Source organism: Mesorhizobium shonense, from assembly GCF_040545255.1.
Lineage (GTDB): Bacteria > Pseudomonadota > Alphaproteobacteria > Rhizobiales > Rhizobiaceae > Mesorhizobium > Mesorhizobium shonense.
The window spans coordinates 299,003-321,561 of sequence record NZ_JBEPLM010000003.1 but is presented as its reverse complement, the minus strand read 5'-3'; the positions used below and the strand labels follow the sequence as shown (position 1 = coordinate 321,561).

18 protein-coding genes and 3 tRNA genes are annotated in these 22,559 nt (G+C 62.9%); 17 read left to right on the top strand and 4 right to left on the bottom strand.

What is annotated here, in order from left to right:
* Positions 1 to 189: 189 nt before the first annotated feature.
* Together ABID26_RS11005 and ABID26_RS11000 are read left to right on the top strand one after the other, a co-directional pair.
* A tRNA-Tyr gene (locus ABID26_RS11005) sits at positions 190 to 274 on the top strand.
* A gap of 87 nt (positions 275 to 361) precedes the next feature.
* A tRNA-Gly gene (locus ABID26_RS11000) sits at positions 362 to 435 on the top strand.
* A 195-nt stretch (positions 436 to 630) separates the two neighbouring features.
* On the opposite strand, the gene ABID26_RS10995 is transcribed toward ABID26_RS11000, so the two are convergent.
* The 3 genes from ABID26_RS10995 to ABID26_RS10985 form a co-directional block, all read right to left on the bottom strand.
* Complete coding sequence (locus tag ABID26_RS10995) at positions 631 to 1,203, bottom strand: dihydrofolate reductase family protein (RefSeq protein ID WP_292303049.1); 573 nt, start codon at positions 1,201 to 1,203, stop codon at positions 631 to 633.
* 144 nt (positions 1,204 to 1,347) lie between these two features.
* Entirely contained in the window at positions 1,348 to 2,145 is a 798-nt protein-coding gene (locus ABID26_RS10990) for an SDR family NAD(P)-dependent oxidoreductase (protein WP_126100223.1), read from the bottom strand.
* A gap of 120 nt (positions 2,146 to 2,265) precedes the next feature.
* The gene (locus ABID26_RS10985; RefSeq protein WP_292301383.1) at positions 2,266 to 2,724 is read right to left on the bottom strand and encodes a YidB family protein; all 459 of its coding nucleotides are present in this window, start codon (positions 2,722 to 2,724) and stop codon (positions 2,266 to 2,268) included.
* Positions 2,725 to 2,847: 123 nt separating this feature from the next.
* Here ABID26_RS10985 and ABID26_RS10980 point away from each other — a divergent pair, with 123 nt between their 5' ends.
* Positions 2,848 to 3,105, top strand: coding sequence for a GlsB/YeaQ/YmgE family stress response membrane protein (locus ABID26_RS10980; RefSeq protein WP_059184786.1), 258 nt, complete (start codon positions 2,848 to 2,850; stop codon positions 3,103 to 3,105).
* A 152-nt stretch (positions 3,106 to 3,257) separates the two neighbouring features.
* Here the strand turns inward: ABID26_RS10980 and ABID26_RS10975 are convergent, their stop codons facing one another.
* Positions 3,258 to 4,145, bottom strand: a complete 888-nt coding sequence (locus tag ABID26_RS10975; protein ID WP_292301385.1) for a DMT family transporter — start codon at positions 4,143 to 4,145, stop codon at positions 3,258 to 3,260.
* 285 nt (positions 4,146 to 4,430) lie between these two features.
* Between ABID26_RS10975 and tuf the strand changes: the two genes are divergently transcribed.
* From tuf to rpoC, 14 genes are all read left to right on the top strand, one after another.
* Positions 4,431 to 5,606, top strand: coding sequence for an elongation factor Tu (gene tuf / locus ABID26_RS10970; RefSeq protein WP_066989565.1), 1,176 nt, complete (start codon positions 4,431 to 4,433; stop codon positions 5,604 to 5,606).
* Positions 5,607 to 5,756: 150 nt separating this feature from the next.
* Entirely contained in the window at positions 5,757 to 6,887 is a 1,131-nt protein-coding gene (locus ABID26_RS10965) for a COG3904 family protein (protein ID WP_292303517.1), read from the top strand.
* 115 nt (positions 6,888 to 7,002) lie between these two features.
* The gene (locus ABID26_RS10960; protein ID WP_435528562.1) at positions 7,003 to 8,676 is read left to right on the top strand and encodes a COG3904 family protein; all 1,674 of its coding nucleotides are present in this window, start codon (positions 7,003 to 7,005) and stop codon (positions 8,674 to 8,676) included.
* A gap of 101 nt (positions 8,677 to 8,777) precedes the next feature.
* The gene (locus ABID26_RS10955) at positions 8,778 to 9,263 is read left to right on the top strand and encodes a group II truncated hemoglobin (RefSeq protein ID WP_292344914.1); all 486 of its coding nucleotides are present in this window, start codon (positions 8,778 to 8,780) and stop codon (positions 9,261 to 9,263) included.
* An 88-nt stretch (positions 9,264 to 9,351) separates the two neighbouring features.
* Complete coding sequence (locus ABID26_RS10950; protein ID WP_292303514.1) at positions 9,352 to 9,861, top strand: metal-dependent hydrolase; 510 nt, start codon at positions 9,352 to 9,354, stop codon at positions 9,859 to 9,861.
* A gap of 36 nt (positions 9,862 to 9,897) precedes the next feature.
* Positions 9,898 to 9,973: transfer RNA gene (locus ABID26_RS10945), tRNA-Trp, on the top strand.
* 347 nt (positions 9,974 to 10,320) lie between these two features.
* Positions 10,321 to 10,524, top strand: coding sequence for a preprotein translocase subunit SecE (gene secE, locus ABID26_RS10940; protein WP_040974128.1), 204 nt, complete (start codon positions 10,321 to 10,323; stop codon positions 10,522 to 10,524).
* Positions 10,525 to 10,551: 27 nt separating this feature from the next.
* Positions 10,552 to 11,079: a transcription termination/antitermination protein NusG gene (gene nusG, locus ABID26_RS10935; protein WP_059189556.1), complete on the top strand. Its 528-nt coding sequence runs from the start codon at positions 10,552 to 10,554 to the stop codon at positions 11,077 to 11,079.
* A 174-nt stretch (positions 11,080 to 11,253) separates the two neighbouring features.
* Entirely contained in the window at positions 11,254 to 11,682 is a 429-nt protein-coding gene (gene rplK / locus ABID26_RS10930) for a 50S ribosomal protein L11 (protein WP_059189557.1), read from the top strand.
* A 4-nt stretch (positions 11,683 to 11,686) separates the two neighbouring features.
* Positions 11,687 to 12,385 carry a 50S ribosomal protein L1 gene (gene rplA / locus ABID26_RS10925; RefSeq protein WP_126100228.1) on the top strand — a complete coding sequence of 233 codons (699 nt, stop codon included), beginning with the start codon at positions 11,687 to 11,689 and terminating at the stop codon, positions 12,383 to 12,385.
* Positions 12,386 to 12,812: 427 nt separating this feature from the next.
* Entirely contained in the window at positions 12,813 to 13,331 is a 519-nt protein-coding gene (rplJ, locus tag ABID26_RS10920) for a 50S ribosomal protein L10 (RefSeq protein WP_354415331.1), read from the top strand.
* 54 nt (positions 13,332 to 13,385) lie between these two features.
* Positions 13,386 to 13,766, top strand: coding sequence for a 50S ribosomal protein L7/L12 (gene rplL / locus ABID26_RS10915; protein ID WP_126100230.1), 381 nt, complete (start codon positions 13,386 to 13,388; stop codon positions 13,764 to 13,766).
* 262 nt (positions 13,767 to 14,028) lie between these two features.
* Positions 14,029 to 18,165, top strand: coding sequence for a DNA-directed RNA polymerase subunit beta (gene rpoB, locus ABID26_RS10910; protein WP_126100231.1), 4,137 nt, complete (start codon positions 14,029 to 14,031; stop codon positions 18,163 to 18,165).
* A 145-nt stretch (positions 18,166 to 18,310) separates the two neighbouring features.
* Positions 18,311 to 22,507, top strand: coding sequence for a DNA-directed RNA polymerase subunit beta' (rpoC, locus tag ABID26_RS10905; protein ID WP_292303510.1), 4,197 nt, complete (start codon positions 18,311 to 18,313; stop codon positions 22,505 to 22,507).
* The last annotated feature ends 52 nt before the right edge of the window (positions 22,508 to 22,559 follow it).

The following is a 22,559-nucleotide window of genomic DNA, read 5'->3' as shown; positions in this document are numbered from 1 at the left end:
TAGCCGTCCCGTCCGGCTAAGGATATGGCCTGCGGCGGTGAATGCCGAACATCCTCGAAAAACCCTGGCCACGCCGGTTGACACCCACCGGCCTTGCCGCCATAAGGCGCTTCGCTGATTTCGGAGAAGATCCTTACTCGGGCTCCGGATCGGCATGAATGCCTCGTTGCATGGCTCCGGCGGCAGACTGGAGAGGTGCCCGAGTGGTTAAAGGGGACGGACTGTAAATCCGTTGGCTTAGCCTACGTTGGTTCGAATCCAACCCTCTCCACCACTGCCGGCCCGGAAGCCCTGAAACGAAAAGTCTCGGACCGAAAGTGCATGGCGCTTTTCGGGTGAATCCGGTACTTCAGTGTAAGGCGCGGGTATAGCTCAGTGGTAGAGCAGCAGCCTTCCAAGCTGAATATGCGGGTTCGATTCCCGCTACCCGCTCCAGATTTCAGTCAGCATCGCTGATCGCACGAAAATGCCACGCGCCGTAGCGCGCAGCGCATTCGCTTGCGGTCGCCCGAGGCGAAGGCGAGTCCATGCCGGATCGCAGCCGCTGGCGTCGAGCAATGTCTTCGTCGAGGTTGCTCTCCTGGCGCCAGCCCGGCAAAGGGAAGGCCGACCGCCCCAGGAGAGGTCGGGTCACGGCTTCGGGCGGTAGCGCAGGTGGGTGACGTACGGCGACTGGACCGCCCCCAACTGCTCCAGCTCGATATGTTTTACGCCGAGGTGCTCGAAAAGGCGCGTGCCGGAACCGAGCACCACGGGCGCGATCTGCACCCGGATCTCGTCGACGAGCCCGGCCTTGAGGAAGTGCTGGGACACCTCGGCGCCCATCAGCCGCACCACTGTGTCCCCGGCCGCGGCGACGGCCTGCGCGTAAGCGTCCTTCACGTCGGTGACGAAGGTGAACGTGCCACTCTTCTCGACCCGCGGCTCCAGCGGGGCGTGAGTGAGCACGAAGCACGGGGTCGCGAATGGCGTGTCGTTCCACACCCCGTAGCCGACGTCGAAAGTGCGCCGGCCCAGCACCACCGCGCCCGTCGCCTCGTGGCTGTCGCTCTCGGCTTTGGCATCGACCGGGCTGGACGAGCTGTTAGACAGCCACTCGTGCAGCCGCAGGCCGCCCTCACCCATTGGGTGCGCGACGCTGACATTGGGGCCGGCCATGAAACCGTCCAGCGATATGGTGGCGTCAATGAGCACTTGTGTCATCGGCTATCTTCATCGCAGGGCCGACGCGCTCCAGCGCGTCCGAAGGGAACTAGCTAGCTATGGTCGCGGTAATCCTGAAATTCGCCATGTCGTGAATTTTGGGATTTCTGCGACATTCGCTGATCTGCACTGGCCGGAGGAAATCTAGTCTACCACCGCGCCGCCGGTGAGATTGATGACGGCCCCGGTCATTGACGCCGCATGCGGTGAGGCAGCGAATACGGCGGCATTCGCCACCTGATCAAGCGTGGGAAGCTGCCTTAGCATCGTTCCCGCCGCTACTCCCTCCATCATCTCCTCGAGGCTGATGCCTGCGCTTCGGGCGACAGGCTCGAACACATCGCGGGAGTGAGAGCCCATGGCCGCAGCCTCTGGAATTGCGTGCGACCTTATGCACACGACCCGGACACCGGCCGGAGCGAGTTCTGCGGCCAGCAGCCGTGTCATGCCCTCCGTGGCGGCACAGGAAACTCCGTAGCCGAGAAATCCTGTGCCGGGCATTCGAGCGCCCGGTGTCGATGGCATCATGATAACGCCCGAGCCCCGAGACGCCATGTGCGGCGTCACGGCTCGGGCAGTGATGAAGTATGCCGTCGCGTAGGCCGTGATCGGATGAAGGAAGTCTGCTGCCGACAAATCTTTGAGAAGGATGCCCTGCACATGATTTATGCCAAGTCCATTGAACGCGATGTCAATCCCGCCCGCCTTGGCAGCAACCCGCGCTGAATGCAGTGCGACCTCCTTCTCGTTGAGGGCGTCGATGACAGAAACCTCGGCGCGACCGCCTACGCTACGAATGTCATCTGCGACCGCATCCAGCTTTTCCTTTGTTCGGCCAGCGAGGAAAAGTTCGGCTCCTTCTTTCGCAAAAGCGCGTGCAACTGCCCCGCCTATCGCGCCGCCGCCGCCGTAGACGATCGCCACCTTGTTTTGCAGCATCATTGTTCACCTCGAAAACCGATTGCATTTCGCAATTGGTTTCCTGTACCGTCAGTGATACGAAAATGCAATCGGTTTTCGAGGTGAAGAGGGAATGAGCATTCCCCTTTTGGTCCCTGCCGCCTACCTGTTGAAGGCCGAAGCGACCTGATGGTTCTGCGGGATCTGGCCGTTCGGCGTCAGCTTGTCGACGATGCCGGGCAGCGCCGCGGACAATTGCTGCAGCAGCTCCTGTTCGTTCAAACCCGTCCGCTGCGCGATCTCGCGGATGACCTGCGGGCCGATCGCTGCGCCAAGGTCGTTGGCGTTGATCGGCTGGTTCTGGCCGGTGCCGACCCAGGAATCGGCTACGCCGCCATGCCCGGCATCCTTGAGCTTGTCGAGCAGTCCTCCCAGTCCGCCGAGCAGGCCGCCATCGGCGGAGGTTCCGGCTCCGGCGGGAGTCGGTACCGGGGCTTGAGGTTCGGCCGGCTGTTCCTCGCTCCTGCCGCTCAGCATTTTGCCGACCAGCAGCGCACCGAGAGCGATCATCAGCGGTTTGGTGATGTTGCCGCCGGGGACGGCGTTGTCAAAAAGGCCCATCGAGGATCTCCTATCAAGTCCGCCCCGGCGCCAGAATGGCGCAACCGGGGGGAATTTCAAGCTGTATTGAGCTTTTGACAATCATATGAAAATGATTGGCATGGCGGGGATTGGAGGGAAAAAATGGGCATCATCAGCTGGATCATTCTCGGCGTCGTCGCCGGCTTCATCGGCAGCAAGATCGTCAACAAGACCGGCCAGGGCATGATAATGGACATTGTGCTCGGCATCGTCGGCGCCATCGTCGGCGGGGTGATCTTCAGCGCCTTCGGCGCATCGGGCGTCACCGGCCTCAACATCTGGAGCCTGATCGTCGCCGTCATCGGCTCGGTCGTCGTGCTGTGGGCCTATCACCAGTTCTCCGGCAAGCGCACGCTGTAGGCGGATAGGCTCACAGCCCTTCCGGCTGCGGGCGATCGTCATGTTTTGGCCCGGTCGCGGCGCGCGATCGTATGGCGGCGCATTGGCCAGTGATCCCTGCCCGGCGCCCGCTGGAAGCCGGTAGAGCGGCAGGCTCCACGGACAGGGCAGTCTCAGGCGACCACCGCGAGACGCCGCCGTCTTTCGTCTAGCGATACGATGGCCAGGCCGCTGCCGATGACCAGCAGGATGCCGCAGACGGCAAGCGCATTCGGGAATTGGCCGAACACCAGCAAGCCGGAAATCACCGCCCAGACGGTGAAGCAGTAGTAGAAGGGCGCCACCGCGCTTGTCGGTCCGACGCGATAGGCCATGAAGATGAAGAAATGGCCGAAGATCAGGAACAGACCGGCGCCGGCTATGAGCACCAGGTGGCGACCCTCCGGCACCACCCACTGCTCGGAAACGACATGCGCGATCCCTGAGCCGATCAGCACCACCAGGACAGCAGAGATGGCGACGATCATGCCGGGCACCTCGGCGCCCACCTTGCGCCCGGCGAGGTCGCGCGCCGCGGCCATGGCCGCGTTGCCGAGCGCCAGCAAGGCATAGATGGAAATACCTTGCATCGTCGGCTGCGCCACCATGACGGCGCCGACAAAGCCGAGGCCGATCAGCGCCATGCGTGCGGCGCCGATCTTCTCGCCGAACAGGATCGAGGATCCGACCAGCACGATAAGCGGTGTGATCTGCCCCAGCGCCGTCGAATCGGCGATCTGCATGTTGGCCAAGGCAACGACGTAGCAAAGGATCGCGGCCAGTTCGCAAACGTTCCGGCGCAGCACCTTGCGCTCGAATAGCAGCGGGATCTGCCTGCCGTAGCCCAGCATGAAAAGCAGCGGCATGCCCCACAGCGTCGCGGCCGCGCCGCGCAGCAGAAGCACCTCATAAGGCGGCAGTCCTGCGGTCGCGAGCTTCATCATCGTGTCGTTGACGAGGTAGGACCCCGTCGAGACGATCATGAACAGCGGACCGTGGATATTTGCCGGAATGAACTGCATTTGCCGAAGAAATCAGAGGCGCGTCGCCGCGGCAATGGGCCAGTTCCGGTCGATCTTGCTGCTATCCGCGGAAAGCTGTTGATGAGGAGCCGAGGCGTTGAACCACGCCCATTTGAATTCGTCTGCGGCAATCCTATATCCGCGCCATATCCTGAAATCGGATCATAGGTTCGGGTCGAGCGCCAGAACGCTCAGCCACAAGGCACTTGTGTTTTTCGGCCGTTGTCGCTAATCGCCCCGCATTCGACTGAACTGAAGGTCAAAGGCCGCCCAAGGAAAGAGACTATGGCAAAAGGTAAATTCGAGCGCACCAAGCCGCATGTGAACATTGGCACGATCGGTCACGTCGATCATGGCAAGACGTCGCTGACGGCGGCGATCACGAAGTATTTTGGCGAATACAAGCGCTATGACCAGATCGACGCGGCGCCCGAAGAGAAGGCGCGCGGCATCACGATCTCGACGGCGCATGTCGAGTATGAGACGGCCAACCGTCACTATGCCCACGTCGACTGCCCCGGCCACGCCGACTATGTGAAGAACATGATCACGGGTGCTGCCCAGATGGACGGCGCGATCCTGGTGGTTTCGGCCGCTGACGGTCCGATGCCGCAGACCCGCGAGCACATCCTCTTGGCCCGCCAGGTCGGCGTGCCCTCGATCGTGGTGTTCCTGAACAAGGTCGACCAGGTCGACGACGCCGAGCTTCTGGAGCTGGTCGAGCTCGAGGTTCGCGAGCTGTTGACCAAGAACGAGTTCCCCGGCGACGACATTCCGATCGTCAAGGGCTCGGCGCTGGCCGCGCTTGAGGACTCCAACAAGACCATCGGCGAGGACGCCATCCGCGAGCTGATGGCTCAGGTCGACGCCTACATCCCGACGCCGGTTCGTCCGCTGGACAAGCCGTTCCTGATGCCGATCGAGGACGTGTTCTCGATCTCGGGCCGCGGCACGGTGGTGACCGGGCGCGTCGAGCGCGGCGTGGTCAAGGTCGGCGAAGAGCTGGAGATCGTCGGCATCCGTCCGACGGCCAAGACGACCTGCACGGGCGTCGAGATGTTCCGCAAGCTGCTCGACCAGGGCCAGGCCGGCGACAACATCGGCGCGCTGCTGCGCGGCATCGACCGCGAGGGCGTCGAGCGCGGCCAGGTTCTGGCCAAGCCGGGCTCGGTGAAGCCGCACAAGAAGTTCGTTGCCGAGGCCTACATCCTGACCAAGGACGAGGGCGGCCGTCACACGCCGTTCTTCACCAACTACCGTCCGCAGTTCTACTTCCGCACCACCGACGTGACGGGCATCGTGACGCTGCCGGCCGGCACCGAGATGGTGATGCCCGGCGACAACATCACCGTCGACGTCGAGCTGATCGTGCCGATCGCCATGGAAGAGAAGCTGCGCTTCGCCATCCGTGAAGGCGGCCGCACCGTCGGTGCCGGCATCGTCGTCACCATCAAGGAATAATCGATCCGGCATTCGCCGGTTCGAAAGGAAAGGGCGGTCTTCGGGCCGCCCTTTTTCTTTGGTCCAGCGATCGCGTCCGTATTATCGGACGATCCCTGTTGCGAGCCTTTGAACCTCGTCTAGTATAGGTTGTATCGAGGGGGGACTCGAATGGTTTTGCAACACCGTTTGTATGGTCGTGCATGGTGGTCACTGCGACTGATCTGCCTGGTCTCAATGCTGGTCATGGGCAATGGGGCATCTGCGGAGGATACGCCCACTTATTTCGGCCCGACGATGCAGTTCGCTTTTGTCCGCAGCAATGCACCGGGTTGCGAGCCGACCTGTCCGGAATGGATATCGGCCGAAGGCGCGATCCAGGCCGATACGCCTGCTCTGTTCAAGCGCGTCCTCAAAATACTCGATGGACGAAAATTGCCAATCGTCGTCAATTCTCCCGGCGGCGATGTTAATGCGGCGCTGGCACTCGGCCGGCTGATCCGCAAGAACAAGCTCGACATCGCTGTTGGCAAGACGCAGTGCGATCGCAGTGTTTCGAACTGCACAACATATTCCGAAGGAGTGATCATTCATTATCGCGGTGACTCTTTCGATGCCGGTGCCATGTGCAATTCCGCTTGTCCCCTGATGTTTGCTGGCGGCGTCCGACGTCTGGTGGGCGACCAGGCCTTTCTCGGCGTCCATCAGATCACCACGACCTATGTCCGCACCAGACGCCAATATCGCACCACCTATCGCGTCGTGCATGGCAAAAAATATATGGTCACCACAGAAACCATCACCCAGGACAATGCCGGCGGCTACAAGACTTACAAGATGAGCAAGTCGCTGGAGAAAAAACTCGCCGGCTATTTCAGCGAGATGGGCGTTGAGAAGGGCGTGCTGGTGACGATGAAGAACACCCCGGCCAGCGCAATCCACCAACTGGAGTCGCAGAGCATGCTTCGGATGAAGCTGGTTACCAGCCTGGATTCTCTCGATCTGCTAACTGGGGCAAGTATCTGCCGGGCCAGTCCGATGCCGGAAAACTGCAGGGAAATACAGGCCCCAGCGGATGGGCCTGCGCGAGCAACCAGTGCTGCTGACCCTGTTGGCTCATCCGGTGCTGCTGAATCCCACCTAGAGATGGTACTCTGTGCAGACGGAAATGGCGGAACGCGGATAGTTGCGACGAACCCCAGCCTCGGCGAGGCTTGTGGTGGCCCTGGCGGGACGGCGTGGCCGGCTTTGCGTTCGGGCGTGCCGACCAGCCCTTACGCACCGTCGGACATGAAACCATAATCGGCGCGGAGTATGCGACTGGTTGTCATCCGGTAATTGCGCACGTCTTTCAAAACTGTTGCAAGCGGCCTCGCCGCAACTAGTATGGGTTGCACCCGTGGGGGCTTTGCAAAGCGTGGTTCGGGAACGCCGTTTAGACAGCATTCGGTGGTGGCGCGGGCTCTTCCGTCTGGGGTTGGCCGCCGCGATCGGCTCGGCCAGCTTCGTCGTGGAGGCCAAGGAACAGGCGCCCGATCTCGGTCCGACGATGCGCTTTGCCGTGGTACGCAGCAGCGCGCCGGGCTGCGAACCCAATTGCCCGGAATGGATTTCGGCGGAAGGCACCATCGAGGCGGGCACGCCGGCGCTGTTCAGGCGCCTCTTGAAGACGCTCGGCGGCCGGCAGTTGCCGGTCGTGGTCAATTCTCCTGGCGGCAATGTCGATGCCGCGATCCAGCTCGGCCGCATGATCCGCAAGAACAAGCTCGACATCGCCGTGGGCACGACGGAGTTTTCCGGCTGCTCGCCGGATATGAAGAACTGCCGGGACGATGACAGCAAGGCCGCGCCCTATCTCGGCATCGCCTATGACAGCGGCGCCATGTGCAACTCGGCCTGTCCGCTGATGTTTTCCGGAGGCATGCGCCGCGTCGTCGGCGAGTGGGCCTTTCTTGGCGTCCATCAGATCACCACGACCTATCACCGCGAAAAGCTGCTCTACCGCACCACCTACAGAATTGTGAACGGCAAGAAGAAGGTCATCAGCACCAAGATCGTCAGCCGCAAGAATGCAGGCAGCTACAAGACCTATGAGATGAGCAAGGCGGTCGAGAAACGGCTGTCCGGCTATCTGAGGGAAATGGGCGTCGAGCAGGGCGTGCTGGACGTGATGAAGGCGACGCCAGCAACCGACATAAGGCAGATAGAGCCCGAGGATATGCTGGAGATGAAGCTCGTCACCAGCCTCGATACGCTCGACCTTCTAACCGGGAAGACCATTTGCCAACGCAGTCCCGTGCCGGCGAACTGCAGGGAAACACCGACGGACGGCAACGCCAAGCCGGCCGAGGTTGCAACCGTCGAGGTCAAGCCGACTTCTCCTCAATCGGTAGAGGCTGCACCATCCTTCAAGCCGGAACAGGAGATGCGCTTCGTGCTGGTTCGCGGCAGCAACCCGCTCTGCAATCCCGACTGCCCGGAATGGATTTCGGCGGAAGGGACGATTGCCGCCGGCACGCCGGACAGGCTGCGCGAGCTGCTCGATACGGCCGGCGGACGCCGGCTGCCCGTCGTGGTCAACTCGCCGGGCGGCGACGTGCAGGGCGCGCTTGCCGCCGGCCGGCTGATCCGCGAGCGCGGATTGGATGTCGCGGTCGCCCGCACGGCCTTTCTCGATTGCGACCCCGGCGCGCCGGGCTGCATCGACAACGGCCTCCATGCCGGTCTCACCATCGATGCAGGCGCCGAATGCGACGCCGCCTGCGCGGTGATGATCGCCGGCGGCGCCCGGCGCCTGGTTGGCGCCAATGCGCATTTCCGCGTGCATTCGATGGGCATGGAGGAAAAGGTGAGGGCCTATCTCGACGAGATGGCCGTCGGCTCGGGCCTGTTCGCCGCGATGCAGTCAGCCCAGTATGCGAGCCACCGGGAGCTCAGCCAGGACGAATTGCAGAAGTTCGGGCTGACGACCGGACGCCAATCTGTGGACGCGCTGACGGGCGCCACCATCTGCAGGTCGTCGCCCAAGCCCGACAATTGCCGTGTTCTGCCGTCCGCCAATGCCGAGGCGGAGGCGCCGGCGAAGCTGTAAGCGCGGATGCGCCAGCTGGCCATCGAGGCAGGTTGAGCCGGGGAGGGCTTGCGTTATCCTCCGCGGCCTGTCGAGGCGGATAGGCTCGAGGAGGACCAGCGATGAGCGAGGATATCCCGACTTTGTTCGAATGGGCCGGCGGCGCGGAAGCGCTCAACCGGCTGACGCAGACCTTTTACGACAAGGTGGCCCTGGACCCGATCGTCGGTCCGGTGTTCAGGCATATGTCGCCGGATCATCCCGCGCATGTCGCCGCCTTCATCGGCGAGGTTTTTGGCGGACCGAAGACCTACAGCGAAAAGCGTGGCGGCCACCGCGAGATGGTCATGCATCATCTCGGCAAGCACCTGAGCGAGGAGCAGCGGCGGCGCTGGATCAATCTCCTGGCCGACGCGGCGGACGAAGTCGGCCTTCCCGACGACCCCGAATTCCGTTCAGCCTTCATGGGCTATGTCGAATGGGGATCGCGCCTGGCGAAGATGAATTCCAATCTCGGCGAGACCTGCGACCCGGAGACCGAGCCGATGCCGGCCTGGGGCTGGGGCGTACCTGGCGGGCCATACAAGCCGCCGGCGGGGAAATCGTAGCGGAAGATGCTGGGTTTCTGCAAAATTACGAGAAGATGACGCCGCAAAGACACGGCACGGTCCCCGCATCAATGCGGGACGGCCTTGCATGCTGATCGCCCATCTCCCTTCGGGCTATATTCTGGGAAAATTCGCGCGAAGACGGTGGCGGGATGAGCCTGGCATCGTGACTGCTGCAATGCTCGGCAGCGTCATCCCGGACATCGACATGCTCTATTTCCATCTGATCGATTTCGGTCGCATTCACCACCACGCCTACATCACGCATTGGCCGTTGTTCTGGGCAGCGATTGGGTCCGTAAGCCTGTCGGTCGGCCGGTTGCTCGGTTCATTGCATCTGCCATTGATCGCCGTCTTATTTGCTGGAGCCATGCTGCACATGGCGCTCGACACGGTGGTATCGCCGATCATGTGGCTGGCGCCCTTCAGCCATCATCCTTTTGAGATCGTGATCGTTCCGGCCAGATACGGGAACTGGGTGCTGAGCTTCGTTCTGAACTGGACTTTTGGGCTTGAGCTCGTGATTTGCATCTGGGCCTTGTGGCTTGGATGGCAGCGACCGCCACTTCCGGTCGACACGCCTCAAAAGGGCACTTGAGTTCTCATCAGCTTTGTGAAATAGCAGCGCCCGTATACGGGCATAGCTCAGTTGGTAGAGCGGCGGTCTCCAAAACCGCAGGTCGTAGGTTCGAGCCCTGCTGCCCGTGCCATCTCCCAAGTGCCGGTTGCTTCGCCGTTGAAAACAGGCGGGTGGCTTGCCATATAGGGAAAACTGGGGCATAAGGCCTCGCATAGCCGGAACGGAACGACTGGATGGTTCCGAGGCGGCGCTCGAACATAAAGCGGAACACTTGCCACTTGCGTGGACCAAGAATCGGTTTTATGTAGACTGAACAGACACGCGACGCGTGGAGCTGGGAAGCCGGCTTTACGCGTCTGATTTGCGTGGGCGAAATGGTGGCGCTGATTCGGCGCCGGCACGAAGCCCAGGCGGCACGTCCCGGCCAGCGGGATCATCCAGGAGGCCCGGCCAACGGGTCTCGAAGACAGGCGGCACATGGCTTCGAAAACCACTAATCCTTTCACCTTTCTCCAGCAGGTTCGTGCGGAGACGGCCAAGGTGACATGGCCCTCGCGCCGCGAGACCATGATCTCGACGGTGATGGTCCTGGTGTTCGCGGTCATCGCCATGATCTTCTTTTTCGCCGCCGACATAGCCATGGGCTATGCGATCGAGTGGATATTGGGCCTCGGACATTAAGTTCGGCGATTACGGAGAGGTCGTGAAATGACTGCGCGGTGGTACATCGTCCACGCTTATTCGAACTTCGAAAAGAAGGTCGCCGAGGACATCGAGAACAAGGCCAAGCAGAAGGGCCTGTCCGGCGAGATCGAGCAGATCGTCGTGCCGACCGAGAAGGTCGTCGAGATCCGCCGCGGCCGCAAGGTCGATGCCGAGCGCAAGTTCTTCCCGGGCTATGTGCTTCTGAAGGCCAACCTGACGGACGCCGTGTTCTCGCTGGTCAAGAACACGCCGAAAGTCACCGGCTTCCTCGGCGACTCCAAGCCGGTGCCGATCACCGAGACCGAGGCGCAGCGCATCCTGAACCAGGTTCAGGAAGGCGTCGAGCGGCCGAAGCCGTCGGTCACCTTCGAGATCGGCGAGGCGATCCGCGTGTCGGACGGTCCGTTCGCGTCGTTCAACGGCTTCGTCCAGGAAGTGGACGAGGAGCGGGCGCGCCTCAAGGTGGAAGTTTCGATCTTCGGGCGCGCGGTGCCCGTCGATCTGGAATTCGGACAGGTCGAAAAGGGCTGATCCGAAGATCCCTCAGTCGACAGGCAAAAGGGGTCGGCGGCGCGAAGCAAAGCGCTGCCATCAACGGGTGGGAGGCGAAAGCGGCTTAGCCGGCCGCGGGAACCGCACCACCAGACTGCAACCGCCGGCATTTCCCAGATGGTGGGGCCGGCATGAGAAAAGGCAGGAATAGAGATGGCTAAGAAAGTTGCAGGCCAGCTCAAGCTCCAGGTTGCCGCGGGCTCGGCCACGCCGTCGCCCCCGATCGGCCCGGCGCTTGGTCAGCGCGGCATCAACATCATGGAGTTCTGCAAGGCGTTCAACGCGCAGACCCAGGAGCTGGAGAAGGGCTCGCCCATCCCGGTCGTCATCACCTACTACCAGGACAAGTCGTTCACCTTCGTCATGAAGACGCCGCCGGTGAGCTACTTCCTGAAAAAGGCCGCCAATCTGAAGTCGGGCTCGAAGGAGCCGGGCAAGGTGAAGGCCGGCACGATCTCGCGCGACAAGGTGCGCCAGATCGCCGAGCAGAAGATGAAGGACCTGAACGCAAACGACGTCGAGGCGGCCATGCGCATGGTCGAGGGTTCCGCCCGCTCGATGGGCCTGGAAGTGGTGGGCTAAGATCATGGCAAAGATTGCAAAGCGAGTTGCCAAGAGTCGCGAAGGCATCGATCCGAACAAGGCTTACGCCCTCAACGAGGCGCTGCAGCTGCTCAAGGACCGGTCCACGGTGAAGTTCGACGAGACCGTCGAGATTTCGATGAACCTCGGCGTCGATCCCCGCCATGCCGACCAGATGGTCCGCGGCGTGGTCAACCTGCCGAACGGCACCGGCCGCTCGGTTCGCGTCGCGGTGTTCGCGCGCGGCGACAAGGCCGAGGAAGCCAAGGCCGCCGGCGCCGATATCGTTGGCGCCGAGGACCTTGTCGAGATCGTCCAGAAGGGCACGATCGACTTCGATCGCTGCATCGCCACCCCGGACATGATGCCGCTGGTCGGCCGTCTGGGTAAGGTGCTCGGCCCGCGCGGCATGATGCCGAACCCGAAGGTCGGCACCGTGACCCCCGATGTCGCGGCCGCCGTCAAGGCTTCGAAGGGCGGCGCCGTCGAGTTCCGCGTCGAGAAGGCCGGCATCGTCCAGGCCGGCGTCGGCAAGGTCTCGTTCGACGTCAAGGCGCTGGAAGAAAATGTCCGGGCCTTCGCCGATGCGGTGAACAAGGCAAAGCCCGCCGGCGCTAAGGGCAACTACGTCAAGAAGGTGTCGGTCACCTCGACGATGGGCCCCGGCCTCAAGCTCGACATCGCGACGCTCGCCGCGTCGTAAGTGTCGCCTGACCGGCTTCGGCCGGTCGCTAGAGCATGATCCCGAAAAGTGGGAACCGGTTTTCGGAAAAGATCATGCTCCAACAAAGAAGAATTCCGGACCGCCGATCCGTCGGCGGCCCGGTACCCCGGAAGCCGAAAGGTTTCCGGATATCCTGTCCGAGATTGCAGGCGGCCCAAAAGCCTTAATTCGCATGGGCCTGCATGAGACGGGTGAAGACCCGACAAAGGAGCGACAAGCTCCAATGAAAGGTTCGAACCGTGTTTGCCTTTTGTCAGCGCATCGCCGGCTTGGCCGTAGGTGTGGCGAAAGGGGGCAGGATCCTCGAGCGCCGTTCGGGAGATCCATTTTTTGGATGGCCCGGCCGGCAAAAGGCAACCCGACTTCTGACCTCGTGAATGAGGCAGGGGTCAACTGGAGATAGGCAGTGGACAGAGCGGAAAAACGCGAACTCGTCACGGGCCTGAACGAAGCGTTCTCGATCGCGGGTTCAGTCGTCGTGGCCCACTACGCCGGTATCACCGTCGCGCAAATGAACGACCTTCGGTCGAAGATGCGCGCCGCCGGTGGCACCGTCAAAGTCGCGAAGAACCGTCTCGCCAAGATCGCTCTTCAGGGCACGGACTCCGCATCGATCATCGATCTGTTCAAGGGACAGACGCTGGTCGCTTATTCGGAGGATCCGGTTGCGGCGCCGAAGGTCGCGTCCGATTTCGCCAAGGGGAATGACAAGCTGGTCATTCTCGGCGGCGCGATGGGCTCGACCTCGCTCGATGCCGACGGTGTGAAGGCACTCGCCACACTTCCGTCGCTCGACGAGCTGCGCGCCAAGCTGGTTGGCATGATCGCCACGCCGGCAACCCGGATCGCCCAGATCGTCAATGCGCCCGCGGCTTCGGTCGCGCGTGTCATCGGCGCTTACGCCCGGAAGGACGAGGCGGCATGAGGCCGTTCCTCGCTGTCAACAACACACGTTCGAACCTAGTAAAGGAATATACAAATGGCTGATCTCGCGAAGATCGTAGATGACCTTTCGAAGCTGACCGTCCTCGAGGCGGCCGAGCTGTCGAAGCTCCTGGAAGAGAAGTGGGGCGTTTCGGCCGCCGCTCCGGTGGCTGTTGCCGCTGCTGCTGGTGGTGCTGGCGCTGCTGCCGCTCCGGCCGAAGAGAAGACGGAATTCGACGTCGTTCTCGCCGACGCCGGCGCCCAGAAGATCAACGTCATCAAGGAAGTCCGCGCCATCACCGGCCTCGGCCTCAAGGAAGCCAAGGACCTGGTCGAAGCGGCTCCGAAGCCGGTCAAGGAAGGCGTTTCCAAGGCCGACGCCGACAAGTTCAAGGCTCAGCTGGAAGCAGCTGGCGCCAAGGTCGAGCTGAAGTAACAGGCGAGGGCGGACGGTCTCGCGCCGTCCGCCCCCCTCCCTTGACGAAGGGAGGCATGCGTTGCGCGAGGCGTTTGAAAACCTCTTTCCTGAGGGCCGGAAGCGGCCTTCAGGAAACGGGTTTTCTCCCGTTTTAGCCGGCAGCCGCCAAGCAATTGGACCGGCAGCCGGAAAAACAGACAGGGGCAGCCGGCGAGGCGGCCCGTTGGTGCAAGGCGAACCGCGGCGAGGTTCGTCCCGAGTTTTGAGCTAAGGAGCGACGATGGCCCAGACCCAGACTTTCAATGGCCGCAGACGCGTACGCAAGTTCTTCGGAAAGATCCCGGAAGTTGCGGAGATGCCGAACCTGATCGAGGTTCAAAAGGCATCCTATGATCAGTTCCTGATGGTGGACGAGCCCAAGGGCGGTCGTCCTGACGAAGGACTGCAGGCTGTTTTCAAGTCAGTCTTCCCGATCTCCGATTTTTCCGGCTCCTCGATGCTGGAATTCGTGAAGTATGAGTTCGAAGGACCGAAATTCGACGTTGACGAATGCCGTCAGCGCGACCTGACCTATGCCGCGCCGCTGAAGGTGACGCTGCGCCTCATCGTGTTCGATATCGACGAGGATACCGGCGCCAAGTCGATCAAGGACATCAAGGAGCAGGACGTCTACATGGGCGACATGCCGCTCATGACGTCGAACGGCACCTTCATCGTCAACGGCACCGAGCGCGTCATCGTCTCGCAGATGCACCGCTCGCCGGGCGTCTTCTTCGACCATGACAAGGGCAAATCGCACTCGTCGGGCAAGCTTCTGTTTGCCGCGCGCGTCATTCCCTATCGCGGCTCGTGGCTCGACATCGAGTTCGACTCCAAGGACGTCGTGCACGCCCGCATCGATCGCCGCCGCAAGATTCCGGTGACGTCGCTCTTGATGGCGCTCGGCATGGACGGCGAGGAGATCCTGTCGACCTTCTACAACAAGATCACCTACAAGCGCGCCGGCGACCACTGGCGCATCCCGTTCAACGTCGAGCGTTTCCGCGGCCTCAAGGCCGTCGGCGACCTGGTCGACGCGGACACGGGTGAGATCGTCGTCGAGGCCGGCAAGAAGATCACCGCCCGCCAGGCCCGCCAGCTCGGCGAAAAGGGCCTGAAGGCGATCAAGGCGACCGACGAGGACCTGCTCGGCAACTACCTGGCCGAGGACATCGTCAACTACGCCACCGGCGAGATCTTCCTCGAGGCCGGCGACGAGATCGACGACAAGACGCTGAAAGTGCTGCTCGGCACCGGCGAGGACGAGATCCAGATCCTCGACATCGACCACGTCAATGTCGGTGCCTACATCCGCAACACGCTGGCCGTCGACAAGAACGAGAGTCGCCAGGACGCGCTGTTCGACATCTATCGCGTCATGCGTCCGGGCGAGCCGCCGACGCTCGAGACCGCCGAAGCCATGTTCAACTCGCTGTTCTTCGACAGCGAGCGCTATGACCTGTCGGCCGTCGGCCGGGTCAAGATGAACATGCGCCTCGAGCTCAAGGCCGAGGACACCGTGCGCGTGCTGCGCAAGGAAGACATCCTGGCCGTGGTCAAGACGCTGGTGGAACTGCGCGACGGTAAGGGCGAGATCGACGACATCGACAATCTCGGCAACCGCCGCGTGCGCTCGGTCGGCGAGCTGATGGAGAACCAGTACCGCGTCGGCCTGCTGCGCATGGAGCGCGCGATCAAGGAGCGTATGTCCTCGATCGAGATCGACACGGTCATGCCGCAGGACCTGATCAACGCCAAGCCGGCGGCCGCCGCCGTGCGCGAGTTCTTCGGCTCCTCGCAGCTGTCGCAGTTCATGGACCAGACCAACCCGCTGTCGGAGATCACCCACAAGCGCCGGCTGTCGGCGCTTGGACCGGGCGGTCTGACCCGCGAGCGCGCCGGCTTCGAGGTGCGCGACGTGCACCCGACGCATTACGGCCGCATCTGCCCGATCGAGACCCCGGAAGGCCCGAATATCGGCCTGATCAACTCGCTCGCGACTTTCGCGCGCGTCAACAAGTACGGCTTCATCGAGAGCCCGTACCGGAAGATCGTCAACGGCAAGCTGACCAACGAAGTCGTCTATCTGTCGGCGATGGAAGAGGCCAAGCACCATGTCGCGCAGGCCAATGCCGAGCTCGACAAGCATGGCAGCTTCGTCGACGAGTTCGTCATCTGCCGCAATGCCGGCGAGGTGATGATGGCGCCGCGCGAGAACGTCGACCTGATGGACGTGTCGCCGAAGCAGATGGTGTCCGTGGCAGCGGCGCTCATTCCGTTCCTCGAGAACGACGACGCCAACCGCGCGCTGATGGGCTCGAACATGCAGCGTCAGGCCGTGCCGCTGGTGCGCGCCGAGGCGCCGTTCGTCGGCACCGGCATGGAGCCGGTCGTCGCCCGTGACTCGGGCGCCGCCATCGGCGCCCGCCGCGGCGGCGTGGTCGACCAGGTGGACGCCACCCGTATCGTCATCCGCGCCACGGAAGATCTCGACCCTGGCAAGTCCGGCGTCGACATCTACCGGCTGATGAAGTTCCAGCGTTCGAACCAGAACACCTGCATCAACCAGCGTCCGCTGGTGCGTGTGGGCGACCGGGTGAACAAGGGCGACATCATCGCCGACGGTCCGTCGACCGAGCTCGGCGATCTGGCGCTCGGCCGCAACGTGCTGGTCGCGTTCATGCCGTGGAACGGCTACAACTACGAGGACTCGATCCTGCTCTCCGAGCGCATCGTGGCCGACGACGTCTTCACCTCGATCCATATCGAGGAGTTCGAGGTCATGGCCCGCGATACCAAGCTCGGGCCGGAGGAAATCACGCGCGACATTCCGAACGTCTCGGAAGAAGCGCTGAAGAACCTCGACGAGGCCGGCATCGTCTATATCGGCGCGGAAGTGCAGCCGGGCGACATCCTGGTCGGCAAGATCACGCCGAAGGGCGAAAGCCCGATGACGCCGGAAGAAAAGCTGCTGCGCGCCATCTTCGGCGAGAAGGCGTCCGACGTTCGCGACACCTCCATGCGCATGCCTCCGGGCACCTTCGGCACGGTCGTCGAAGTGCGCGTCTTCAACCGCCACGGCGTCGAGAAGGACGAGCGCGCCATGGCGATCGAGCGCGAGGAGATCGAGCGCCTGGCCAAGGACCGCGACGACGAGCAGGCGATCCTCGACCGCAACGTCTACTCGCGCCTTTCCGACATGCTTGTCGGCAAGGAGGCGATCGCCGGACCGAAGGGCTTCAAGAAGGGCTCGAAGCTGTCGAAGGACACGCTCGACGAGTATCCGCGCTCGCAGTGGTGGCAGTTCGCCGTGGAGAACGAGAAGCTCCAGAGCGAGCTGGAAGCGCTGCGCGGCCAGTACGACGACTCCAAGAAGGCGCTCGAGCAGCGTTTCATGGACAAGGTCGAGAAGGTGCAGCGCGGCGACGAGATGCCTCCGGGCGTCATGAAGATGGTCAAGGTCTTCGTGGCGGTGAAGCGCAAGATGCAGCCGGGCGACAAGATGGCCGGCCGTCACGGCAACAAGGGTGTCGTGTCGCGCATCGTTCCGGTCGAGGACATGCCTTTCCTCGAGGACGGCACGCATGCCGATATCGTGCTCAACCCGCTGGGTGTGCCGAGCCGCATGAATGTCGGCCAGATCCTGGAGACGCATCTTGGCTGGGCCTGCGCCGGCATGGGCAGGAAGATCGGCGAACTGATCGACGCCTACAAGTCGGGCGGCGACATCAAGCCGCTGCGCAAGACGCTGGAAAGCTTCATGCCTTCCAACGACCGCAACGAGCCGATCCGCAACTACGACGACGAGAGCATCGTTCGCCTCAGCGAGCAGATGCGCCGCGGCGTCTCCATCGCGACCCCGGTGTTCGACGGCGCGCACGAGGCCGACATCAACACCATGCTGGAGCAGGCCGGCCTGCACACCAGCGGTCAGTCGCAGCTCTATGACGGCCGCACCGGTGAGCCGTTCGATCGCAAGGTGACGATGGGCTACATCTATATGCTCAAGCTTCACCACCTGGTGGACGACAAGATCCACGCGCGCTCGATCGGTCCGTACTCGCTCGTCACCCAGCAGCCGCTGGGCGGCAAGGCGCAGTTCGGCGGCCAGCGCTTCGGCGAGATGGAGGTCTGGGCGCTCGAAGCCTACGGCGCCGCCTACACGCTGCAGGAGATGCTGACGGTGAAGTCGGACGACGTCGCCGGACGCACCAAGGTCTACGAAGCGATCGTCAGAGGCGACGACACGTTCGAAGCGGGCATCCCCGAGAGCTTCAACGTTCTCGTCAAGGAAATGCGCTCGCTCGGCCTCAATGTCGAACTGGAGAACACCAAGTTCGACGAAGCCCAGGTCCGGCTGCCAGATGCTGCCGAATAGGGGCGCAGCCGAGTAAGGCAATGGCGCGCCGCAAAACCACGCGGCGCGCCCCTCAAATTCTCGGCCGGTCAGGCCGGCCAGTCTGCGGGCATTCGGTCCGCGCTCGATGCAAGGGGTTTTCGAGGACCCCGAAAAGGAGAACGGCATGAACCAAGAGGTCATGAATCTCTTCAACCCCCAGGCGCCTGCGCAGGTGTTCGATTCCATCCGGATCTCGCTCGCCAGCCCTGAGAAGATTCTGTCCTGGTCGTTCGGCGAGATCAAAAAGCCGGAGACCATCAACTACCGCACCTTCAAGCCGGAGCGTGACGGTCTGTTCTGCGCGCGCATTTTCGGTCCGATCAAGGACTATGAGTGCCTGTGCGGCAAGTACAAGCGCATGAAGTACAAGGGCGTCATCTGCGAGAAGTGCGGCGTCGAAGTCACGCTGTCGCGCGTCCGCCGCGAGCGCATGGGCCATATCGAGCTCGCCGCGCCCGTCGCCCACATCTGGTTCCTGAAGTCGCTGCCCTCGCGCATCGGCACGCTGCTCGACATGACGCTGAAGGACATCGAGCGCGTCCTCTACTTCGAGAACTACATCGTCACCGAGCCCGGCCTCACCGCGCTGAAGGAGCATCAGCTGCTCAGCGAGGAAGAGTACATGCTGGCCGTCGACGAGTATGGCGAGGATTCGTTCACCGCCATGATCGGCGCCGAGGCCATCCACGACCTGCTTGCCGGCATGGACCTGGAGAAGATCGCCGGCGACCTGCGCTCGGAGCTGGCTTCGACCTCGTCCGAGCTCAAGCAGAAGAAGCTCTTGAAGCGGCTCAAGGTCGTCGAGAACTTCATGGAATCCGGCAACCGTCCGGAATGGATGATCATGAAGGTGGTTCCGGTGATCCCGCCGGACCTGCGCCCGCTGGTTCCTCTGGATGGCGGCCGCTTCGCGACGTCCGACCTCAACGACCTCTATCGCCGCGTCATCAACCGTAACAACCGCCTGAAGCGGCTGATCGAGCTGCGCGCGCCGGGCATCATCGTGCGCAACGAAAAGCGCATGCTGCAGGAAGCCGTCGACGCGCTCTTCGACAACGGCCGCCGCGGCCGCGTCATCACCGGCGCCAACAAGCGTCCGCTGAAGTCGCTGTCCGACATGCTGAAGGGCAAGCAGGGCCGGTTCCGCCAGAACCTGCTCGGCAAGCGCGTCGACTATTCCGGCCGCTCGGTCATCGTGACCGGTCCGGAGCTCAAGCTGCATCAGTGCGGCCTGCCGAAGAAGATGGCGCTGGAACTTTTCAAGCCCTTCATCTACGCCCGCCTCGACGCCAAGGGCTTCTCCTCGACCGTCAAGCAGGCGAAGAAGCTGGTCGAGAAGGAGCGTCCGGAGGTCTGGGATATCCTCGACGAGGTCATCCGCGAGCATCCGGTGCTCTTGAATCGCGCGCCGACGCTGCACCGCCTCGGCATCCAGGCGTTCGAGCCGATCCTGATCGAAGGCAAGGCGATCCAGCTGCATCCGCTGGTCTGCACGGCCTTCAACGCCGACTTCGACGGCGACCAGATGGCGGTCCACGTGCCGCTGTCGCTGGAAGCGCAGCTCGAAGCCCGCGTGCTGATGATGTCGACCAACAACATCCTGCACCCGGCCTCCGGCGCGCCGATCATCGTGCCGTCGCAGGACATGGTTCTCGGTCTCTACTATCTGTCGATCGTCAACCAGAACGAGCCGGGCGAAGGCATGGTGTTCGCCGACATGGGCGAGCTCCAGCATGCGCTGGAGACCAAGGCCGTGACGCTGCACGCCAAGATCAAGGGCCGCTTCCGCACGGTCGACGCCGACGGCAAGGTCGTGTCGAAGATCTACGACACCACGCCTGGCCGCATGATTATCGGCGAGCTGCTGCCGAAGAACGTCAACGTGCCCTATGAGACCGCCAACCAGGAGATGACCAAGAAGAACATCTCCAAGATGATCGACACCGTCTACCGCCACTGCGGTCAGAAGGAGACGGTCATCTTCTGCGATCGCATCATGGCCCTCGGCTTCGCCCATGCGTGCCGCGCCGGCATCTCGTTCGGCAAGGACGACATGCTGATCCCGGACACCAAGCTGAAGCTGGTCTCCGACACCGAGGCTTTGGCCAAGGAGTACGAGCAGCAGTACAATGACGGCCTGATCACCCAAGGCGAGAAGTACAACAAGGTGGTCGACGCCTGGGCCAAGTGCTCGGAAAAGGTCGCCGACGAGATGATGGCCCGCATCAAGGCCGTCGAGTTCGAGGACAACGGCCGTCAGAAGCCGATGAACTCGATCTACATGATGTCGCATTCGGGTGCGCGCGGTTCGCCCACCCAGATGCGCCAGCTCGCCGGCATGCGCGGCCTGATGGCCAAGCCTTCGGGCGAGATCATCGAGACGCCGATCATCTCGAACTTCAAGGAAGGCCTCACCGTGCTCGAGTACTTCAACTCGACCCACGGCGCCCGCAAGGGTCTGGCCGACACCGCGCTCAAGACGGCGAACTCGGGTTACCTCACCCGTCGTCTGGTCGACGTGGCGCAGGACTGCATCGTCAATTCGGTGGATTGCGGCACCGACAAGGGCCTCACCATGCAGCCGATCGTCGATGCCGGCCAGATCGTCGCTTCGGTCGGTCAGCGTGTGCTGGGCCGTACGGCGCTCGACGACATCAGCCACCCGGTTTCCGGCGAACTGCTGGTCAAGGCCGGCAAGCTGATGGACGAGCGCGACGTGGAGCAGATCGAGAAGGCCGGCGTGCAGTCGGTGCGCATCCGCTCGGCGCTGACCTGCGAGGTCAGGACCGGCGTCTGCGCGGTCTGCTACGGTCGCGATCTTGCCCGCGGCACGCCTGTCAACCAGGGCGAGGCTGTCGGCGTCATCGCGGCGCAGTCGATCGGCGAGCCGGGCACCCAGCTCACCATGCGCACCTTCCACATGGGCGGCACCGCGCAGGTGGTGGACTCTTCGTTCCTTGAAGCCTCCTACGAGGGCAAGGTCGAGATCCGCAACCGCAACGTGGTACGCAACTCCGACGGCCAGCAGATGGTCATGGGCCGCAACATGGCGGTCCTGATCCTCGACGAGACCGGCAAGGAGCGCGCCACGCACCGCGTCGCCTACGGTTCGCGCATCTTCGTGGACGATGGCGACAAGGTGAAGCGCGGCCAGCGCATCGCCGAGTGGGATCCTTACACCCGCCCGATCCTCACCGAAATCGAGGGCAAGGTGGCGTTCGAGGATCTGGTCGACGGCATCTCCGTTCAGGAAACGGCTGACGAGTCGACCGGCATCACCAAGCGCGAGGTCATCGACTGGCGTTCGACGCCGCGCGGCAGCGACCTGAAGCCGGCGATCGTCGTTCAGGACGCCAAGGGCAAGGTGGGCAAGCTGTCGAAGGGCGGCGATGCGCGCTTCCTGCTCTCGGTCGAGGCCATCCTCTCGGTCGAGCCGGGCGCCCATGTCCGTCCGGGCGACGTGCTTGCGCGTATCCCGATGGAAAGCGCCAAGACCAAGGACATCACCGGTGGTCTGCCGCGCGTGGCCGAACTGTTCGAGGCTCGCCGTCCGAAGGATCACGCCATCATCGCCGAGATCGATGGCACGATCCGCTTCGGCCGCGACTACAAGAACAAGCGCCGCATCATCATCGAGCCGCATGACTCGACGCTGGAGCCGGTCGAGTACCTGATCCCGAAGGGCAAGCCGTTCCACCTCCAGGACGGCGACGTCATCGAGAAGGGCGACTACATCCTCGACGGCAACCCGGCGCCGCACGACATCCTGGCCATCAAGGGCGTGGAGGCGCTTGCGTCCTACCTCGTCAACGAGATCCAGGAAGTCTACCGCCTGCAGGGCGTGTCGATCAACGACAAGCACATCGAGGTGATCGTTCGCCAGATGTTGCAGAAGGTCGAGATCACCACGCAGGGCGACTCGACCTACATCCCGGGCGACCACGTCGACGTGATCGAGCTGGAAGAGGTCAACGAGCGGCTGATCGAGGACGGCAAGAAGCCGGCCGAAGGCCAGCCGGTGCTGCTCGGCATCACCAAGGCCTCGCTGCAGACGCCGTCCTTCATCTCGGCCGCCTCCTTCCAGGAGACGACCAGGGTGCTGACCGAAGCTGCGGTTGCCGGCAAGACCGACATGCTGCAGGGCCTGAAGGAAAACGTCATCGTCGGCCGTCTGATCCCGGCCGGCACCGGCGGCACGATGAGCCAGATCCGGCGCATCGCCACCTCGCGCGACGAGCTCATCATCGACGAGCGCCGCAAGGCCTCGGGCGTCGAGGTCGCCGAGCCGATGCTGACCAACATGGTCAATGCCGCGCAGTAAGCGCGGGACGAGAAGAAAAGAAGGAAAGGGGCCCGCGTGGCCCCTTTCCGCA